We start from the raw sequence: 18,841 nt of genomic DNA on the forward strand, positions 1-18,841 counted from the left end.
CCATGACCTCGTCCCGTGAGGACCGCATCGCGGCGCTGCCCGCCCACCTGCAGGAAGCGCTGCGCCGCCGGATGGCCGGAGCGGCCGGCCGCGCACCGGAGATCCCGGCGGCCGCCGACCGTTCCGGCCCGGTGCCCCTGTCGTCCGCGCAACGCAGGCTGTGGTTCTTCAGCCAGCTGCGCCCGGACGATCCTGAATACAACAGCGCGTTCGCCTTGCGCCTGACCGGTGAGCTGGATGTCGAGGCGTTGGCGACGGCGTTGCGGCTGCTGGTCGCCCGGCACGAACCGCTGCGCACGACTTTCGAGGAGGTCGGCGGCGAACCCCGGCAGCTCATTCAGCCGCCGTACGAGGTGGCGCTGCCCGTGGTGGATGCTGCGCCGGAAGACCTCGACGCTGTCCTGAAAGCGGAGTACTCGCGACCCTTCGATCTCTCGCACGGACCGTTGCTGCGCGCGGTGCTCGTGCGGCTCGGGCTGGCGGAGCACGTGCTGCTGGTGTGCGTGCACCACATCGCCACCGACGGCGCGTCGATGGGCGTGCTGACCGAAGAACTCGGCCTCCTCTACCGGGACGGCGAGCGCGCGGACCTGCCGCCGCAGCCGTTGCAGTACGCGGATTTCGCGCGGTGGCAGCACAATCGCCCGACCCGCGCGGCCGGGCTGGAGCACTGGACCCGGCAGCTGACCGGCGTGACCCCGCTCGACCTGCCGACGGACCGGCCGCGTCCGGCGGCCCGCAGCACCGCGGGTGTGGTATGCGAGTTCGCCGTCCCCTCCGATGTCGCGCGCGGGCTCGCGGAGCTGGCGCGCAGCTCGGAAACCACGCTGTTCACCGTGCTGCTCGCGGCCTGCCAGGCGTTGTTCGCGCGCTACACCGGCCAGGAGGACGTCGCGCTCGGCACCGTCGTTTCCGGCCGGGACCGCCCGGAGCTGGAGCGGGTGGTCGGGTTCTTCGTCAACACCGTCGTGCTGCGGTCCGAAGTGGACCGGTCGGTTTCCTTCGCCGACCACCTGGCCGCGGCACGGCAGACCGTCCTCGACGCCTTCGCCCATGACGACGTCCCGTTCGAGGAAGTGGTCGACGCTGTGCACGCGGGCCGGGACCCCGGCCGCAACCCGTTGTTCGACGTCATGGTGCTGCTCCACACCGCGAACGGGACCGGGCCGGTGTTCCCGGACCTGGCCGCCGAACCGGCCGGGGTCGGGCGGGATTCGGCCAACTTCGACCTCACCGTCGAGTTCGAGGAGTCGGGCGGCCGCCTCGCGGGGCTCGTGGAATACAGCACCGAACTGTTCGAGGTCGGGACGGTCGACCGGCTGATCGCCCACCTGCTGCGGCTGCTGGCCGGGATCGCCGCCGACCCGGGCCGCCGGATCGCCGACCTGCCGCTGACCACCGAGACCGAAGAAGCCCAGCTGCTCGGCTGGCGCGGCCCGGTGCTCGACGTCCCGGACGGCACGATCGTCGACCTCCTCGACCACCAGGCGAAGACGCAGCCGACCGCGACCGCGCTGGTCTGCGGCGACGTCCGGCTGAGCTTCGCCGAACTTGCCGCCCGCAGCGACGTCCTCGCCGCCGAGCTCGCCGGCCGGGGCGCGGGGCCGGACCGGGTGGTCGCCGTGCTGCTCCCGCGCTCCGCCGATGCGATCATCGCGCTGTTCGCCGTGCTCAAAGCCGGGGCGGTGCACCAGTCGATCGATCTCGGCCTGCCCGCCGAGCGGATCGAGACGCTGCTGGCCGACACCCGGCCGGTGGTGGTGCTGGACCGCATCGGCGGCTTCACCGACGGCCCGCGCCCGGCCGCGCCGAAGCCGTCGGACGCCGCCTACGTGATCCACACGTCCGGTTCGACCGGCACGCCGAAGGGCGTCGTGGTCGAGCACGCGGCTTTGGCGAACCTGCTGGCCAACCACCGGGCCGCGTTCGGCCGCGAACGATTGCGCGTGGCGCTCACCGCGTCGCTGTCGTTCGACACGTCGTGGGAAGGACCGCTGCTGCTGGCCGACGGCCACGAACTGCACCTGATCAGCGACGAAACCCGCCTCGACCCGGCCGCGCTCGTCCGCTACGTCCGCGAGGAACGCATCGGCTTCCTCGACGTGACCCCGTCCTACCTGCGGCAACTGCTGCCCGCCGGACTGCTCGACGGCGACCAGCGGCCGCGGTTTCTGATGGTCGGCGGCGAGGCCATCGGTGAGAGCCTCTGGCGCGAACTCGCCGGGTCCGGGGTGGCCGCCGGGAACTACTACGGCCCGACCGAGTCCACTGTGGACGCGACATGGGCACCGGTGACCGGGGACCGGCCGTCGATCGGCCGTCCGCTGGGGAATGTCGGCGCGTACGTGCTGGACGAACAGCTCCGGCTCGTCCCCGCCGGGGTCCCGGGCGAACTCTGCCTCGCCGGCGCCCAGCTCGCCCGCGGCTACCTCGGCCGGCCGGGCCTGACCGCCGACCGGTTCGTGCCGAATCCCTTCGGCGCGCCCGGAACCCGCCTGTACCGGACCGGCGACCGCGCCCGCTGGACCGCCGACGGCCGGCTGGAACACCTCGGCCGGACCGACGACCAGGTCAAAGTCCGCGGCTTCCGGATCGAGCCCGGCGAAGTCGAGACCGCACTGCGCGCTCAGCCGAAAGTGCTCGATGCCGCCGTCGACGCGCGGGACGGCAGGCTCGTCGCGTACCTCGTCGGCGATGCCGAGCCCGCCGAGCTTCGCGCCGCGCTGACTCAGACGTTGCCCGCGCACCTGGTGCCGTCGGCGTTCGTTCACCTCGACCTGCTTCCGCTGACCCGGCACGGCAAACTGGACCGCCGGGCGCTCCCGGAGCCGGAGATTTCCGCGTCCGCGCAGTACATCGCGCCGCGAGACGACCGTGAACGGCTCGTGACCGACGTCTGGGCCGAAGTGCTCGGCCTGGAACGAGTAGGCGTCGAAGACGACTTCTTCTCCGTCGGCGGCGACTCGCTGCTCGGCATCCGCGTGGTCGCGCGACTGCGCGCTGAACTGGGTGCGGACGTGCCCGCCCGGCTGGTCTTCACCGCCCCGACCCCGGCACTGCTGGCCGCGCACCTGCCCGCCACGTCCGCGCCGCAGGAAGCGATCCCGCTGATCCCGCGCGGCGACGGCCCGTTCGAAGCCCCGCTTTCCTTTGCCCAGCAACGACTCTGGTTCCTGGACGAATTCGACCCCGGCAGCACCGAGTACGTCTCGCCGACCGCGCTGCGGCTGCGCGGCGACCTTGATGTGCATGCGTTGAGCCAGTCGCTCACCGCGCTGGTGGCCCGGCACGAATCCCTGCGCACGACCTTCGCGACAGTCGACGGCCAAGGCAAGCAGATCGTCCACCCGCCGTACGCGGTCGATCTCCAGGCGGTCGACGGAGATCTCGACACCGCGCTGGCCGCCGCGACCGGCCCGGTTGACCTGCACACCGGCCCGCTGCTGCGCGCCGCGCTCACCCGGCTCGGCCCCGACGACCACGTCCTGACCCTGGTGCTGCACCACATCGTCACCGACGGCTGGTCGTCGGGCGTGCTTCTGAGCGAACTCGCCGCCTTCTACGCGGCGTTCACCCGCGGCGACGAGCCTGAGCTGCCGCCGCTGCCTGTGCAGTACGCGGATTACGCGGTCTGGCAACGAAACCGCTCCGATTTCGACGGCCAGCTCAGCTACTGGCGGCACCGGCTCGCCGGTCTGGAGCCGCTGGACCTGCCGACCGACCGGCCCCGCCCGGCGGTTCGCACGAAGAACGGCGCGCTGCAGGAGTTCAGCGTCCCGGTCGGCACCACCGCACGGCTCGCCGAACTGTCCCGGCAACAGGGCAGCACGCTCTTCATGACCCTGCTCGCCGCCTGCCAGCTGCTGTTCGCGCGCTGGTCCGGACAGGACGACATCGCGGTCGGCACCGTCGTGTCCGGCCGGGAACGCACCGAGCTGGAAGGCCTGATCGGCTTCTTCGCCAACACCCTCGTCCTGCGGTCCACAGTGGACTTGAACCGCGGTTTCGCCGAGTTCCTCGGCGAAGTCCGCGACACCGTGCTCGACGCCTTCGCGCACCAGGACGTCCCGTTCGACCGTGTCGTGGACGACGTCCAGCCCGAACGCGACCCCAGCCGCACCCCGTTGTGCCAGGTCATGGTCGTGCTGCACAACACCCCGGACGCCCGGCCCGCGCTGCCCGGGCTCGCCGTCGAGGAGGTCGCGCCGCCGATCGTGACCGCCGGCTTCGACCTGGCGATCCACTTCCAGCAGACCGCCGGGCGGCTCGACGCGGTCGTCAACTACAACACTGACCTGTTCGACGCGGCGACCGTCCAGCGGCTGAGCGACTGGCTGCGGATCCTGCTGGCCGGAATCGCGGCGACCCCCGCGCAACCGCTCGGCCGCCTGCCGTGGATCACCGCCGCCGAGCGCGACCGCGTCCTGCGCGACTGGAACCCGGTCGCCGTCGCGCCCCCGGAGCCGACGCTGCACCGGCTGTTCGCCGCGCAAGCCGCCCGCACGCCGCACGCCGTGGCGGTGACCTGCGAAGGCGTGGAGCTGACCTGCCGCGAGCTGGACCGGCGAGCGAACCGCCTGGCACACCGGCTCATCGGCGAGGGAGCCGGACCGGAACGACTGGTGGCGCTGCGGCTGCCGCGGTCGGCGGACCTGGTCGTCGCGATCCTCGCCGTGCTGAAGTCCGGCGCGGGATACCTGCCGATCGACCCGGACTACCCGCCCGCGCGGATCGAGGCGATGCTCGCCGACGCGCAGCCGGTGTGCGTCGTGGACACGGTCGCCGCGGACGACCAGCCGGACACCGATCCCGGCGTGCGGGTCCGCCCGGAGAACACGGCGTACGTCATCTACACCTCGGGATCCACCGGCATGCCCAAGGGCGTGCTCGTCCCGCACGCGAACGTGACCCGGCTGTTCTCCTCGACCGACCGCTGGTTCGGCTTCGGCGACCAGGACGTCTGGACGCTCTTCCACTCCTACGCCTTCGACTTCTCGGTCTGGGAACTCTGGGGAGCCCTGCTGCACGGCGGGCGCCTCGTGGTGGTCCCGTCCGAGACGGTCCGGTCGCCGGAGGAATTCCTGGCACTGCTGGCCGAACAGCGGGTGACCGTGCTCAACCAGACGCCGTCAGCGTTCTACCGGCTCGGCTCGCTGCCGTCCGCGCCGTTGAGCCTGCGGTACGTGATTTTCGGCGGCGAGGCCCTGGATCCGGTGCGGCTGGAGGAATGGCGACGGCGGCATCCCGACGGGCCGCAGCTGGTCAACATGTACGGCATCACCGAGACCACCGTGCATGTCACGTACCGGCTGCTCGACGACCGCGCGACTGTCGGAGTGCCAATTCCGGACCTGCGCGCTTACGTCTTGGACGCCTGCCTCGAACCGGTTCCGCCCGGCGTCACCGGCGAGCTGTACGTCGCGGGCGCGGGCCTGGCGCGCGGCTACCTGAACCGGCCGGGGCTCACCGCGTCCCGCTTCGTCGCCGACCCGTTCGGCGAGCCGGGCACCCGGATGTACCGCACCGGCGACCTGCTGTGCTGGACCCCGGACGGCGAACTCGCCTACCGGGGCCGGGCGGATCACCAGGTCAAGATCCGCGGGTTCCGGATCGAGCTGGGCGAGGTCGAGGCGGCACTGTCGGCGCATCCGGACGTGACCGGCGCGGTGGCTGTCGCGCACGGGACCGGCGACGCCCGGCGGCTGGTCGCGTACCTGACCGGGACCGTGCCGGGAACCACGGTGCTGCGCGAATTCCTCGCCCGGTCGCTACCCGCGCACATGATCCCGGCGGTGTTCGTCGCGCTGGACGAGCTGCCGCTCAACGCGAACGGGAAGCTCGATCACCGTGCGCTGCCCGCTCCTGGGGCGCGGGTCGAAAACCGTTACGTGGCCCCGCGTACCGAGATCGAGACCGTGCTCGCCGAGGTCTGGTCGGCGGTGCTCGGGGTGGCCCAGGTCGGCGTCGAGGACAACTTCTTCGGTCTCGGCGGCGACTCGATCCTCAGCATCCAGGTCGTGTCGCGCGCTCGCCAGGCCCGGCTGACGATGTCGTCGAAGGATCTCTTCCAGCACCAGACAATCGCCGAACTGGGCCGCGTCGTCACTACCGGCGGACCGGTCACTCCTGCGCCGGAGCAGACCGGACCCGCACCGCTCGGCCCGATCCAGTCGTGGCTCTTCGCGCACCTGGACGAGCCATGGCGGCTGACCATGTCCGTCCACCTTGTACTGTCCTCAGTAGACGTTTCGAGGCTGACCGCCGCGATCGCTGAAGTCACCGCTCGTCATGCTGCGTTGCGGATGCGGTTCTCCGAAGTGGACGGAAGCTGGCAGCAAGAGCCAGCTACCGCAGAAGAAGCAGACATCCTGCGACACGCCGATCTGTCCGAAGTGGACGACGTCGAGGCCGCGATGCATGCGGAGGCAGAGCGTGCACAGACCTCTTTGGACCTTGCGAACGGCCCGGTGTGGCGTGCGGTCCTGTTCACCTTCCGCGACCGCTCGCCGCAACTGTTCCTTACCGCGCACCACCTCGTCATGGACGGCGTGTCCTGGCGCGTCCTGCTGGACGACCTCGAACACGCCTACCAAGGCGAACCGCTGGAACCGGCGGGCAGTTCGTTCACCCACTGGGCGAGGACGCTCGCCGACCACGTCCGCACCGGCGGGCTCGACGGCGAGGCGGAGTACTGGGGGAGCGTGCTGCGCGGCGTCGAGACCGGCCTCCCGGTCGACCGCTCCGGCCGCAACACCGCGGAGTCGGCGCGCTCGGTGTCCGTTTCCCTGGGCCGGGACGAGACTTCCGCCCTGCTGCAAGACGTGCCCGGCGCATACCGGACCGAGGTCAACGACGTCCTGCTCAGCGCCCTCTCCCGCGTGCTGGCGCGCTGGACCGGCCGGTCGCAGGTGGTGCTCGAGATGGAGGGCCACGGCCGGGAAGACCTCGCCGCGCCGCTCGATCTGTCCCGGACGATCGGCTGGTTCACCGCGCAGTACCCGGTCGCCCTGACCGTGCCGGGCGAGGGCTGGGACGCGATCCTCAAGTCGGTCAAGGAACAACTGCGCGCCATCCCGAACAAGGGCGTCGGCTACGAGGCACTGCGCTACCTGACCGAGTCGCCGCTGCGGAACGACCCGACCCCGCAGATCTCCTTCAACTACCACGGCCGCTGGGACGTCGGAACTGCCGAGGACGGGCTCTACCGAGGCCGCGGGGAAAGCCTCGGCCACGATTCCGCGCCGGACAGCATCCGCCCGTACCTGCTGGACGTCGTCGGCGTAGTCGAATCCGGCGAACTGCACCTGACCTGGGAATACTCCGCCGAGATGCACGAGGAGGCGACCGTCCGCGGCCTAGCCGAAGCGACCGTCGCGGCACTGCGGGAAATCATCGCGCACTGCGCCGGGGCGGGCGGCCGCACGCCGTCGGACTTCCCGCTCGCCCGGCTCGACCAGGCGACGGTGGACCGGCTGGCCGGCGACGGCCGCGAGGTCGAGGACATCTACCCGCTGACCGCGCTGCAGGCGGGCATGGTCTTCCACAGCCTGGTCGACACCGGGTCGAGCGCGTACTTCGACCAGTTCCGGCTGCGGCTGGGCGGCGTCCGCGACCCGCGTGCGCTGGACGAGGCGTGGCAGCGCGTGGTGGACCGGACGCCGATCCTGCGCAGCAGCACGGCGTGGGACGGCGTCGACGAGCCGGTGCAGCGCGTCCATCGCGGGGTCCGGGTGCCGGTCGGCCAGCACGACTGGCGCGGCCTCGCTGCCGAAGACCAGCAGGCTGAGCTGGCGAAACTGCTCGAAGCCGATCTGGCCGCGGGGATGGATCTGACCGCCCCGCCGTTGATGCGGCTGGAGATCGCCCGGGTCGCGGACGACGAGGTGCAGTTGCTCTGGACCTCGCACCACGTGCTGCTGGACGGCTGGAGCACCGCCCAGGTCTTCGGCGAGGTGTGCGAGCAGTACACGGCGATTGTCCAAGGCACGCCAGCGAAACTGACCCCGCGGCGGCCGTTCCGCGACTACCTCGCCTGGCTCGCCGGACAGGACCGGGCCGCGGCGGAGGAGCACTGGCGCGACGTGCTCGACGGTTTCGCCGCGCCGACGCCGCTTCCGTACGACCGTCGTCCCACCGAGGCCCACCGAGCGGAATCCGGAGCGACGGTGCTGGTCGAGCTGTCCGAGGGGGAGTCCGCGGCACTGCGCGAGATGGCGAAAACCGCCGCGCTGACGGTGAACTCGGTCGTGCAGGGGGCGTGGGCGCTGCTGCTCGCGCGCTACAGCGGCGAGCCGGACGTCTTGTTCGGCACCACGGTTTCCGGGCGACCGCCCGAGCTCCCCGGCGTCGAAGCGATGATCGGGATGTTCATCAACACCGTCCCGACGCGAGTGGAAGTCCGGAATGGACAGTCGGCCGCCGAATGGCTGCGCGCGATCCAGGCCGAGCAGGCGGACGCGCGCCGGTACGACTTCCTGGCGCTCTCGCAGCTGCAGACCTTCACCGGGGTGCCGGCGGGCGCGGCGTTGTTCGACAGTGTGGTGGTCTTCGAGAACTACCCGATCGAAGACAGCGGTCAGGACGGCGTCCGCGTGCTGGACGTCGAATCGCTGGACACCACGAGCTATCCGCTGAACCTCACCGCCTATCTCCACGACCGGCTCGGGCTCGAACTCTCCTACGACCCGAAGCTGTTCGACGCTTCGACGGCGCACCGGCTCGCTGGACACCTCGCCCAGCTGGTGCGTGCGATCGCCGCCGACCCGGAGCGGCGCGTCGGCTCGCTCTCGCCGCTCACCGCCGACGAGCGCAACCAGGTGCTGGCTCTGGGACACGGCGACACCGCCGACCTTCCTGCGGAGACGGTCCTGGAGGTGTTCGACGCGACCGTCGCCCGGATGCCGCACGAGACCGCGCTGGTCTTCCACGACACCGTCCTGGACTACGCGGAGGTCGACGCCCGCGCCACGCGGCTGGCGGAGGAGCTGATCGAGCGGGGTGCCGGACCGGAGCGCGTGGTGGCCGTCATGCTGCCGCGGTCGGCCGAAGCCGTCATCGCGGTCCTGGCGATTTTCAAGGCAGGCGCGGTGTATTTGCCGATCGACGCGGACTTGCCGGAGGAACGTGTCCGCTTCCTGCTCGACGACGCGCGCCCAGTGGTCGTCCTGGGCAGGCCCGACGAGAGTTACGCGTCGCCAGCGCCCCTCTCGAAGCGGCCAGACGCGGACACCGCCGCGTACGTCATCTACACCTCCGGTTCGACCGGCAAGCCGAAGGGCGTCGTCGTTGAGCACCGCGCGCTGGTGAACCTGCTGGTCGCGCACCGCGCCGTCTTCCTCGACCGCGGGCGGGAGCGGGCGGCGCTCACCGCGTCGCTGGCCTTCGACGCGTCGTGGGAACCGCTGCTGGCGATGGTCGACGGCCACGAGCTGCATGTACTGGACGACGACACCCGGCTCGACCCGGTCGCCCTGGTGCGGGCCGTCCGCGCGCACAGCCTCAACCTGCTCGACCTCACCCCGGCCTACCTCCAACAACTGCTGGACGCCGGGCTGGCGACTGGCGAAGTCCGGCCTCGCACAGTGATCACCGGCGGCGAGGCAGCCACCGAAACGCTGTGGCGGCAGCTGGCCGCCGCGGACGTCACCGGGCACAACTACTACGGGCCCACGGAAGCGACCGTCGACTCGATCCACGCGCCGGTGACCGGCGACCAGCCGCTGATCGGCCGTCCGCTGGCCAACTTCCGCGCGTACGTCCTCGGCGACACCGGCGAACCCGTGCCGCCCGGCCTGCCCGGCGAACTGTTCCTCGCCGGACCGCAGCTCGCCCGCGGCTACCTCGGCCGGCCGGGCCTGACCGCGGACCGGTTCGTCGCGGACCCGTTCGGCCCGCCGGGGGAGCGGATGTACCGCACCGGCGACCAGGTCCGCTGGACCGCCGAGGGTTCGCTCGACTACCTCGGCCGCGTCGACGACCAGGTCAAAATCCGCGGGTTCCGCGTCGAACCGGGCGAGATCGAGACCGTCCTGCGACGGCATCCGGCGATCGCCGACGTCACCGTCATCGCCCGCGAAGGCCGCCTCGTCGCGTACGTGGTGGGCGAAGCGCAGGGCTTGCGCGAATGGACACGCGAACGGCTGCCGGAGCACCTGGTCCCGTCGGCGTTCGTGTCGCTGGACGCGCTCCCGCTCAACCGGAACGGCAAGCTTGACCGGCATGCGCTGCCCGCCCCCGGCCGTACCGGAACCGCCGAGTACGTCGCGCCGCGCACCGCCGCGGAACAGCGGCTCGCCGCGATCTGGGCCGACGTCTTGGGAATCGACCGCGTGGGCGCCGACGACAGTTTCTTCGAACTGGGCGGCGATTCGATCCTCAGCATGCGGATCACGTCGCGGGTGCGTGCGGAGTTCGGGGTCGAGGTGTCGCCGCGGATGCTGTTCTCCGCGCCGACGCTCAGCCAGTTCGCCGCCGAACTCCCGCTCGAACAGGCTGCTGTAGAGGCGATCCCGGTGGTCGCGCGGGACGGTGCGCTGCCGTTGTCGTTCGCTCAGCAACGCTTGTGGTTCCTGGACGAATTCGAACCCGGCGGTATGGAATACATCTCTCCCACCGCATTGCGCTTGCGTGGCGAACTCGATATAGACGCCTTGCGAAAGGCGCTGAACACGGTTGTCGCCCGGCACGAATCGCTCCGCACCACCTTTGATGCGATCGACGGCCACGCCGTTCAGATCGTCCACGAGCCCGCACCGATCGACCTCCCAGTGGCGGACTTCTCCGAGGAAACCTTGGTGCGCGAAGCACTCCGTCCGTTCGACCTGCGCACCGGACCGCTGCTGCGCACCCGGTTGTTCCGGGGGGAATCCGGCGATCACGTCCTGCTGCTGGTGCTGCACCACATCGTCACCGACGGCTGGTCTGCCGGAATCCTGGCCGCCGAACTGGAGACCTGCTACTCCGCCTACCTTCGTGGTGAGAAGCCGCGGCTGCCCGAGCTGCCGGTACAGTACGCGGATTTCGCTTCCTGGCAAAGAGATTTCCTCGACAGCCCCGATCTGGACGAGCAGTTGGACCACTGGCGCGACCGCCTCGCCGGGCTCGCCCCGCTCGAACTGCCCACCGACCGGCCGCGCCCCGCGGTCCGCAGCAACGAAGGGGAGTGGTTCGGCTTCGACATCCCCGCCGAGGTCACCGCGAACCTGCGCGAACTCGCCGGCGCACAGCACGGCACCCTGTTCATGACGCTCGTCGCGGCCTTCCAGGTCGTGCTGGCGCGGTGGTGCGGACAGGAGGACGTCGCGGTCGGCACGGTGACCGCCGGACGCGAGCGGGCCGAACTCGAACGGCTGATCGGCTTCTTCGTCAACACGCTGGTCCTGCGGTCCACAGTGGACTCGGGCGGGTCGTTCCGGGAGTTCCTCGGCAGCGTCCGCGACACGGTCCTCGACGCGTTCGCCCACCAGGACGTGCCGTTCGAGCGCGTGGTGGACGCGGCCCAGCCGGTCCGCGACCCGAGCCGGACCCCGTTGTTCCAGGCGATGGTCGTGCTGCAGAACACCGGCGACCGGCCGGGCGGCGGCGCGCTGGTCGCCGAGGAAGTCGCCCTGCCCGCGACGACCGCGACCTTCGACCTGCTCGTGCAATTCGAGGAGGACGGCGGGTCGCTGCACGCCGCGATCAACTACGCCACCGGCCTGTTCGACGCCGCGACGATCGAGCGGCTCGCCGACCGGTTGCTGACCGCGCTGACCGTTCTCGCCGCGCTGCCGGACCAGCCGATGTCCGGCTTGCCGCTGCTGCCGCGAGCCGAGGTGGACCAGCTGCGGGCCTGGAACGACACCGCCGTGGCCGTCCCGCCGGCGTCGGTGGCGCAACTGTTCGAAGCCCAAGTCGCGCGGACGCCCGACGCTCCGGCTTTGCTCTCTGCTGCCGGAGAAATCACCTTCGCCGAGCTGAACGCGCGGGCGAACCAGCTGGCGAGGCTGCTCGTCGACCGGGGTGCCGCGCCGGAACGGATCGTCGCCGTCCGGCTGCCGCGCTCGACCGCGCTCATCCTCGCGGAACTGGCCGTGGCGAAGACCGGGGCCGCATTCCTGCCGGTCGACCCGGGCTATCCGGCCGAACGCATCGAGTTCATGCTGCGCGACGCCGACCCGGTCTTCGTCGTGGACGGCGAACTCGACGCCAGGAAGTACGCGGACACGAACCTCGATGTCCCCGTCGACCCCGATCAACCGGCGTATGTCATCTACACGTCGGGATCGACCGGGCGGCCCAAGGGCGTCGTTGTCCCGAACAAGGGCCTGGCGTCCTTCGCCGCCGCCGAGATCGAGCATTTCCGGATCCGGCCGGGCGACCGGGTGCTGGCGTTCAACTCGCCCAGCTTCGACGCGTCGGTTTCGGAACTCTGCATGACCCTGCCCGCCGGCGCCGCGCTCGTCGTGCCGCCGGAGGGCCCGCTGCTCGGCATGCAACTGGCCGAGGTGCTGGCGGAGTACCGGATCACGCATGCGCAGTTCCCGCCCGTCGCGCTGGCGACCGTGCCCGAGACGGCGCTGCCGGACCTGCGGACCATCGTCGTCGGCGGGGATGTCTGCCCCGCCGAGCTGGTCTCCCGCTGGGCGCCCGGGCGGCGGATGATCAACGCCTACGGGCCGACCGAGACCACCGTCGTGACCTCGTGGAGCGAACCGCTGTCTCCGGGCGGGGCGTTGCCGATCGGCAAACCGATCCGAAACACGGAAGTGCACGTGCTGGACGCGGGCTTGCGCGAGGTCCCTATTGGGTCGGCGGGCGAGCTGTACGTCCGCAGCATCGGCCTGGCGCGCGGCTACCTGTCCCGGCCCGGCCTGACCGCCGACCGGTTCGTCGCCGATCCGTACGGCCCGCCCGGCTCGCGGATGTACCGCACCGGCGACGTGGTCCGGCTGACCGCGTCGGGCGACCTGGAGTTCGCCGGGCGGGTGGACGACCAGGTCAAGATCCGCGGCTTCCGGGTGGAACTCGGCGAAATCGAGTCCGCCTTGCGCCGGCACCCGGCGGTGCACGAGGCCGTCGTCGCGGCTCGGGAAGCTCACGGGCACAAGCGCTTGGTCGCCTATGTGGTGGGCGAAACCGCTGACCTGCGCTCCTTCCTGGGCGAGACGCTGCCGGACTACCTGATCCCCTCGGTGTTCGTGCCGCTCGACTCGGTCCCCGTGAGCCCCAACGGGAAAATCGACCGCGCTGCCCTGCCCGCGCCGGACTTGTCCGCCTTGCAGACCGCCGAGTACGTCGCCCCGAGCACTGATTCGGAAGAACTGCTGGCGAATGTCTGGGCCGAGGTGCTGGGGATTCCACAGGTCGGCACGGCGGACAACTTCTTCGAACTCGGCGGTGATTCGTTGCTGAGCATCCAAGTCGTGCACCGCGCCCGGCAGGCTGGGCTGGCGATGCGCTCGAAAGACCTGTTCACGCACCAAACGGTCGCCGAACTGGCCCGTGTGGTCCAGCCCGCCGATTCGGCCGAGGACGATCGCGAGGCCGTGGTCGGGGCCGTTCCGCTGACCCCGATCCAGCGGTGGTTCCTGGATGCCTCGCCGGTCAACCCCGCGCATTTCAACCAGTCCGTGCTGGTCGAGCTGAACGGTCCGGTCGACGAGGAAGTGCTGCGCCAGGCTGTCGATGCGCTGGTAGCTCACCATGATGCGCTGCGGTTGCGCTTCGAGCGAACCGCCGAGGGCTGGCTCCAGCACAACGACCCAGTCAACTCCGGCTCCGTCCTGCGCCGAGTGTCCACTGTGGACCTGGAGCGGGCCGCCGACGACGCGCAGGCGAGCTTCGACCTGGCCCAGCCTCCGCACCTGCGTGCTCTCCTGTCGGATTCCGCCGAGAACCCGTGCCTCTTCCTGGTCGCACACCACCTGGTGGTCGATGCGGTCTCGTGGGGGATTCTGCTGGAGGATCTGGAACGGGCTTACCGGCAGATCGAAGCCGGGGAAAAGCCCGATCTGGGCGCGAAGACGACGTCCTTCAGGGACTGGGCACACCGCCTGCGGGAGTTCGCGGAATCCGGTGCACTGGACGCCGAACGCCCGCACTGGGCCCGCGACCTGCCCGGCTGCGACATCCCCGTCGACCGGGTAGGCGCGGCTCCGGAACCGCAGCAATCGGTGTCGATCCGTATCGGCGAACGTGACACCGATGCTTTGCTGCATCTCGCTCCCGGTGCTTACCGAACGCGGATCAACGATGTCCTGCTGACCGCTCTGGCCTGGACGCTCACCCGCTGGACCGGCGACCCGGCGGTAGCGATCGACCTGGAAGGCCATGGCCGGGAGGAGATCCTGGACGACGTCGACCTGACCCGGACGGTCGGCTGGTTCACGACCGTATTCCCGGTCGCCCTGACAGTCGACCCGGCCGCGACCTGGCGAACCCAGGTCAAATCCGTCCGGCGCCAGCTGCGCGCGGTGCCAGGGAACGGCTTCGGGCATGGGGTTCTGCGGTGCTTCCGTTTCCCCGACCTGGGCCGGAGCGCGCCGCGGGTCGCCTTCAACTATCTGGGCCAAGGCGAAAACACCGCCCCGGGCGACGGACTGTTCCGCCGCTCGCTCCCGCCGCTCGGCCGAGACCAGGACCCGGCGAACCGGTCGCCGCACGCACTGGAAGTCGTCGGCGGGGTGCGGGAGGGGCAGTTGGAGTTTTCCTGGTACTACCAGCCGGATCAACATGCCCGGACGACGGTGGCTGGAGTGGCGGCGGGGTTTGCGGAGGCGTTGCGGGCTATTGCGGCGGATTGCCGGGGTGGGGAGGCATGAGTGGGTTGCCGGGCAGGGGTTGTTGCCGCGCGGATTCCGTGGGTGTGTTGCGGGCTGTTGTGGCGGGGTTGCCGGGGTGGTGCGGCACGCGCGGATGTCCGGACAGGGGCTGTCGCCGGGCCGGTTTCGCGGGTGTGGTGCGCACTGGTTGCCGGGCCCGGCGCGGCCTTGCCCGCGAGGGCTGTCGCCGGGCCGGTTCCGTGGGTGTGGTGTGCGCTGGTCGGCGGGGCATGAGCGGCCTCGTCCGCGAGGGCTGTCGCCGGGCCGGTTCCGTGGGTGTGGTGTGCGCTGGTCGGCGGGGCATGAGCGGCCTCGTCCGCGAGGGCTGTCGCCGGGCCGGTTCCGTGGGTGTGGTGTGCGCTGATCGGCGGGGCATGAGCGGCCTTGCCCACGAGGGCAGTTGCCGGGCCGGTTCCGCGGGTGCGGTGCGGGCTGCTGCGGCGGATTGCCGGGTCTTGTGGCATGGGCGGCTCTCCGGAGACGGGCCGCTGCCAGGCCGGTTCCGCGGGCGTTTTGCTGACTGTCGCGGCAGGTCGCCGGGGCGGTGTGGGGCGAGCGGGTGTCCGGGCAGGGGACGTCGCCGCGCCGATTCCGCGGGATGGTCCGCGGCGTCCGGTTCGGTGGGTGTCTTGCAGGCCATTGCGGCGGATTGCCGGGGTGGTAGGTCGTGAGCGGGTCTCCAAGCACGCGCCCTTGCCGAGCCGGTTCCGTGGGTGTGGTGCGCGCTAATCGCCGGGGCATGAGCGGGCTGGTCCCCGAGGACTGTTGCAAGGCTCGGTCTGCCGTGCCCGCTGATTGTCGGAGGGCCGAGGGATGAGCCGGACAGCCGGGCAAGACGGCTGGCCGCGGAGGGAGCCCTCCGTTGCCGGGAGCGCGAGTGCGGTTCGTCCACAGGGAGCTTCGGGAGGCGGGGCATGAGCGGGATCGCGGGCAATCGCGACTATCGGCTTCTCTGGACCGGCCAGGTCGTCTCCGAGGCCGGGTTCAGCACGACCACCATCGCGTTTCCGCTGCTGGTGCTCGCGCTCACCGGGTCGGCGGCGCAGTCGGGGCTGGTGCTCGGGGCGGTCGCGATCAGTCAGCTGGTCGCCGGGTTGCCCGCGGGGGCGTTGGTGGATCGGTGGCCTCGCAAGCGGATCATGCTCGGGTGCGAAGCGGCGCAGGCGGTCGCGGCGGGCGGGTTGGTGCTCGCGTTGTACTGGGGCGTTGCCGAGGTGTGGATGCTTGTCGCGGTGGCCGTCGTGATGGGGTTGAGCCGGGCCTTGTTCGAGCCGGCGGAGGAAGCCAGTTTGCCGCGGCTGGTGGTGGAGGAGCAGGTTCCTTCGGCGGTGGCGATGAATGCTGCGCGGACTAGTGCTGGGCAGTTGTCCGGGACTGCGCTTGGCGGGTTTCTCTTCGCGGTGGGGCGGGCGGTGCCGTTTCTCTTCGACGTGGTCGCGCATGTCTTTGCGTTTGTGTCGTTGTTGTTCGTGCGGTTGCCTCGGGGGCCCGGGCGGGCTGAAGACGCTCCGGCCAGGCATCTGGGGCGGGAGATCGTCGAGGGGCTTCGGTGGGTGTGGACTCGGCCGCCGTTGCGGGCGACGGTGTTGTGCGTGGTCAGTTTGAATCTGTTCTTTTCCGCTTATTATTTGGTAATTATTGTGCTGGCTAATGAGCGGGGAGTGCCGTCGGGGGAGATTGGCGTGATGGCGGCGATGTTGGGGGCTGGGGGGATTCTCGGGTCATTGGCCGCGCCTTATCTGCATCGGTGGGTTAGTGCTTATGGGTTGGTCATCGGGGTGTTTTGGGCCTTGACCGTGCTGACGCCGCTTGCCGTGTTCGTCCACAATGGATATGTGATGGGGGCGTTGTTCGCGGCTGTTGCGTTTTTGCCTCCTGCGGCTAATACTGCTATTGCTACTTATCAGTTGCTGTCCACTCCGGACGGGTTGCGCGGGCGGCTCGGGGGAGTTCTCGGGGTGACTGGCGGGTTGGCTGCTGCTGCCGGGCCTGCGTTGGGCGGGTGGTTGGTGGAGGCGTTGCCTGCGGTGGCTGCTGTGTTGACTTGTACTGGGTCTATTGCGGTGGTCACTTTGGTGACGACGTTCAGCCGGACTTTGCGGGGGTTGCCTGCTGCGCCTCGGGTTCGTGAGCTTGAAGAGTCTTCTGGTCAGTGAATTGTGGGAAGGGATATGTGATGGATGACGAGGGTGTGTTTCAGGTTTTGGTCAATGACGAGGAGCAGTATTCGTTGTGGCCTGCGGACAAGGAGGTTCCGGCTGGGTGGCGGGGGGATGGGATGAGGGGGAGCCGGGAGGAGTGCATGCGGCATGTGGACGAGGTGTGGACGGATATGCGGCCTCGTTCTCTTCGGGAGAGGATGGCGGCTGAGTAATCTCGGGCGGCTCGTCGCCTGGCGGCGACATTGCGTCCTCGGTGGGGCCCACCACCCCTCAGCCTGATTGTGACTACGGCGCGGGGGTGCTTGTCAAGGCGGGAAAGATGCCTTGACAAGCACCCCCGCGCCGTGTTTTTGGCTGTATATCGGGGTTGCGGGGCTGTGGGTGCCTTGATTCGGTGGGTGCATCGGTTGCGGGACGTGAGGGGAACCCTGAGGGAATCAGATTCCTTCAGGGTTCCCCTCACGTACGCGAAAAGGGGCATTAGCCTTACGGAAGAACCAATCCGTAGGCGCTCAGTGCTGCGGGGACTGGCTGGAAGAAGGTTTCTCCGCCGGAGTTGCAGTCTCCGCTGCCGCCTGAGGTGAGGCCCAGTGCGGTGGCTCCGTCGAACAGCGAGCCGCCGCTGTCGCCGGGTTCTGCGCAGACTGTGGTGTCGATCAGGCCGCTCACGCTGCCTTCCTGGTAGTTCACCGTGGCATCGAGCGCCGTGACCTGGCCGTCGTGTACGCCGGTGGTCGAGCCGCTTCGGGTGACGGTTTCGCCTACGGTCGCGTCGCCCGCTGCGGTGATTTGCTGGCCGGTGTTCACGGCGCTCGGGGCGTCCACGCCGGCGTCGTAGGTGGCGTACGAGTAGTCGGTGCCCGGGAAGTTTGCGGCGGACGTCGTGGCGATGTGCTGCGAGTTGCTCTGGTCGGCCCACCAGTCGTTGGTGGCCACGCCGCAGTGTCCGGCGGTCAGGATGGCGGCCTGGCCGCTCGAGGTGTGCACGTTGAAGCCGAGCGAGCAGCGCAGGCCCTGGCCCCAGATCGCGTCGCCGCCGCTGATCAGCGGGCGCAGTTTGCCCTTCGTCTGCGCGAAACGGGCCTTGTCGCCGAAGCGGTGGACGGCGTTGGTCACCTGGGAGAGCTTGGCTCCGGTGACCGTCGAATCTGCGGTGACGAGCACCTGTCCGGTCCGCGGGTCGACACGCCACGCGGTTCCGGGGACGCTCGCTGTGCGGGCCAGTTCCGCGGTGACGGCTTTCAGTTGGGACGCGAGGTATTTCACGAACTTCGGCGTCGCGCCCGCCGCGCGGACCTGGTCGGCGGCGGCCTGGTCGGTGACGGTGACTGTCAGCCGCGAGCCGGCCTGGTCGTAGAACGAGCCGACGGTGCGGTCGCCGAGCGATTTCGCGAGGCTGGCGGACATGGCGGTCGCGGCTCTCGCGTTCAGCGGGGCCGCCGAGGGCTGGGCGGTCGCGACGCCCGAGGCGGCGAAAACTGATCCAGCGGCCAGAACCGCCGCGGCGAAGGCAATACCGCCGCGTCCGCCGTGTCTTTGACTGAGTGCTGGGATCATGCACATCTCCGTTTCTTGCGAATAGGACGATGGCGCACTGCGGTCAGCGAATGCGTGCGCAATTCGCAGTTTAGGGACGCTTGGCAATCTCTTATACCCACGAAAGTCGCGAATCCCGTTCGGCTTTGCTGGTCAGCGGGTCGTGCCGTCCGCTCAACGGAACTTGCCGCATCCGAACCATTAGCGGCTCGTTGAACAGCGCGGACACCGAACCGGAACAGCTTATTCCGCGTTCGGTTCATGCCGGTAATCGAGGTTCGTGCCGCCGCGCACGGTTCGAGGTCCGGTCGTATCCCTCCTTTCGACGGTGTTCGGACTCCG

Annotated in this window: 4 protein-coding genes; 3 read left to right on the plus strand and 1 reads right to left on the minus strand. The window is 70.0% G+C overall.

The genetic code is table 11. The features are described 5' to 3' along the window. The first annotated feature begins 2 nt into the window (after nt 1-2). The 3 genes from PUT80_RS17445 (at nt 3) to PUT80_RS17455 (ending at nt 17,175) form a co-directional block, all read left to right on the plus strand. Nucleotides 3-14,801, plus strand: coding sequence for a non-ribosomal peptide synthase/polyketide synthase (locus PUT80_RS17445; RefSeq protein WP_275292846.1), 14,799 nt, complete (start codon nt 3-5; stop codon nt 14,799-14,801). 914 nt (nt 14,802-15,715) lie between these two features. Beyond that, a complete protein-coding gene (locus PUT80_RS17450; RefSeq protein ID WP_275292847.1) occupies nt 15,716-16,957 on the plus strand; it encodes an MFS transporter in 1,242 nt (413 codons plus the stop codon). A gap of 20 nt (nt 16,958-16,977) precedes the next feature. After that, entirely contained in the window at nt 16,978-17,175 is a 198-nt protein-coding gene (locus PUT80_RS17455; protein WP_037813453.1) for an MbtH family NRPS accessory protein, read from the plus strand. Nucleotides 17,176-17,449: 274 nt separating this feature from the next. On the opposite strand, the gene PUT80_RS17460 is transcribed toward PUT80_RS17455, so the two are convergent. Next, nucleotides 17,450-18,520, minus strand: coding sequence for a S1 family peptidase (locus PUT80_RS17460; RefSeq protein WP_275292848.1), 1,071 nt, complete (start codon nt 18,518-18,520; stop codon nt 17,450-17,452). Nucleotides 18,521-18,841 lie beyond the last annotated feature (321 nt).

Origin of the sequence: Amycolatopsis sp. La24, from assembly GCF_029087445.1 — a bacterium.
Lineage (GTDB): Bacteria > Actinomycetota > Actinomycetes > Mycobacteriales > Pseudonocardiaceae > Amycolatopsis > Amycolatopsis nivea.

Coding starts and splice junctions, on each gene's coding strand:
- PUT80_RS17445 (WP_275292846.1), top strand. CDS start 3: ATGACCTCGTCCCGTGAGGACCGCATCGCGGCGCTGCCCGCCCACCTG.
- PUT80_RS17450 (WP_275292847.1), top strand. CDS start 15,716: ATGAGCGGGATCGCGGGCAATCGCGACTATCGGCTTCTCTGGACCGGC.
- PUT80_RS17455 (WP_037813453.1), top strand. CDS start 16,978: ATGGATGACGAGGGTGTGTTTCAGGTTTTGGTCAATGACGAGGAGCAG.
- PUT80_RS17460 (WP_275292848.1), bottom strand. CDS start 18,520: ATGATCCCAGCACTCAGTCAAAGACACGGCGGACGCGGCGGTATTGCC.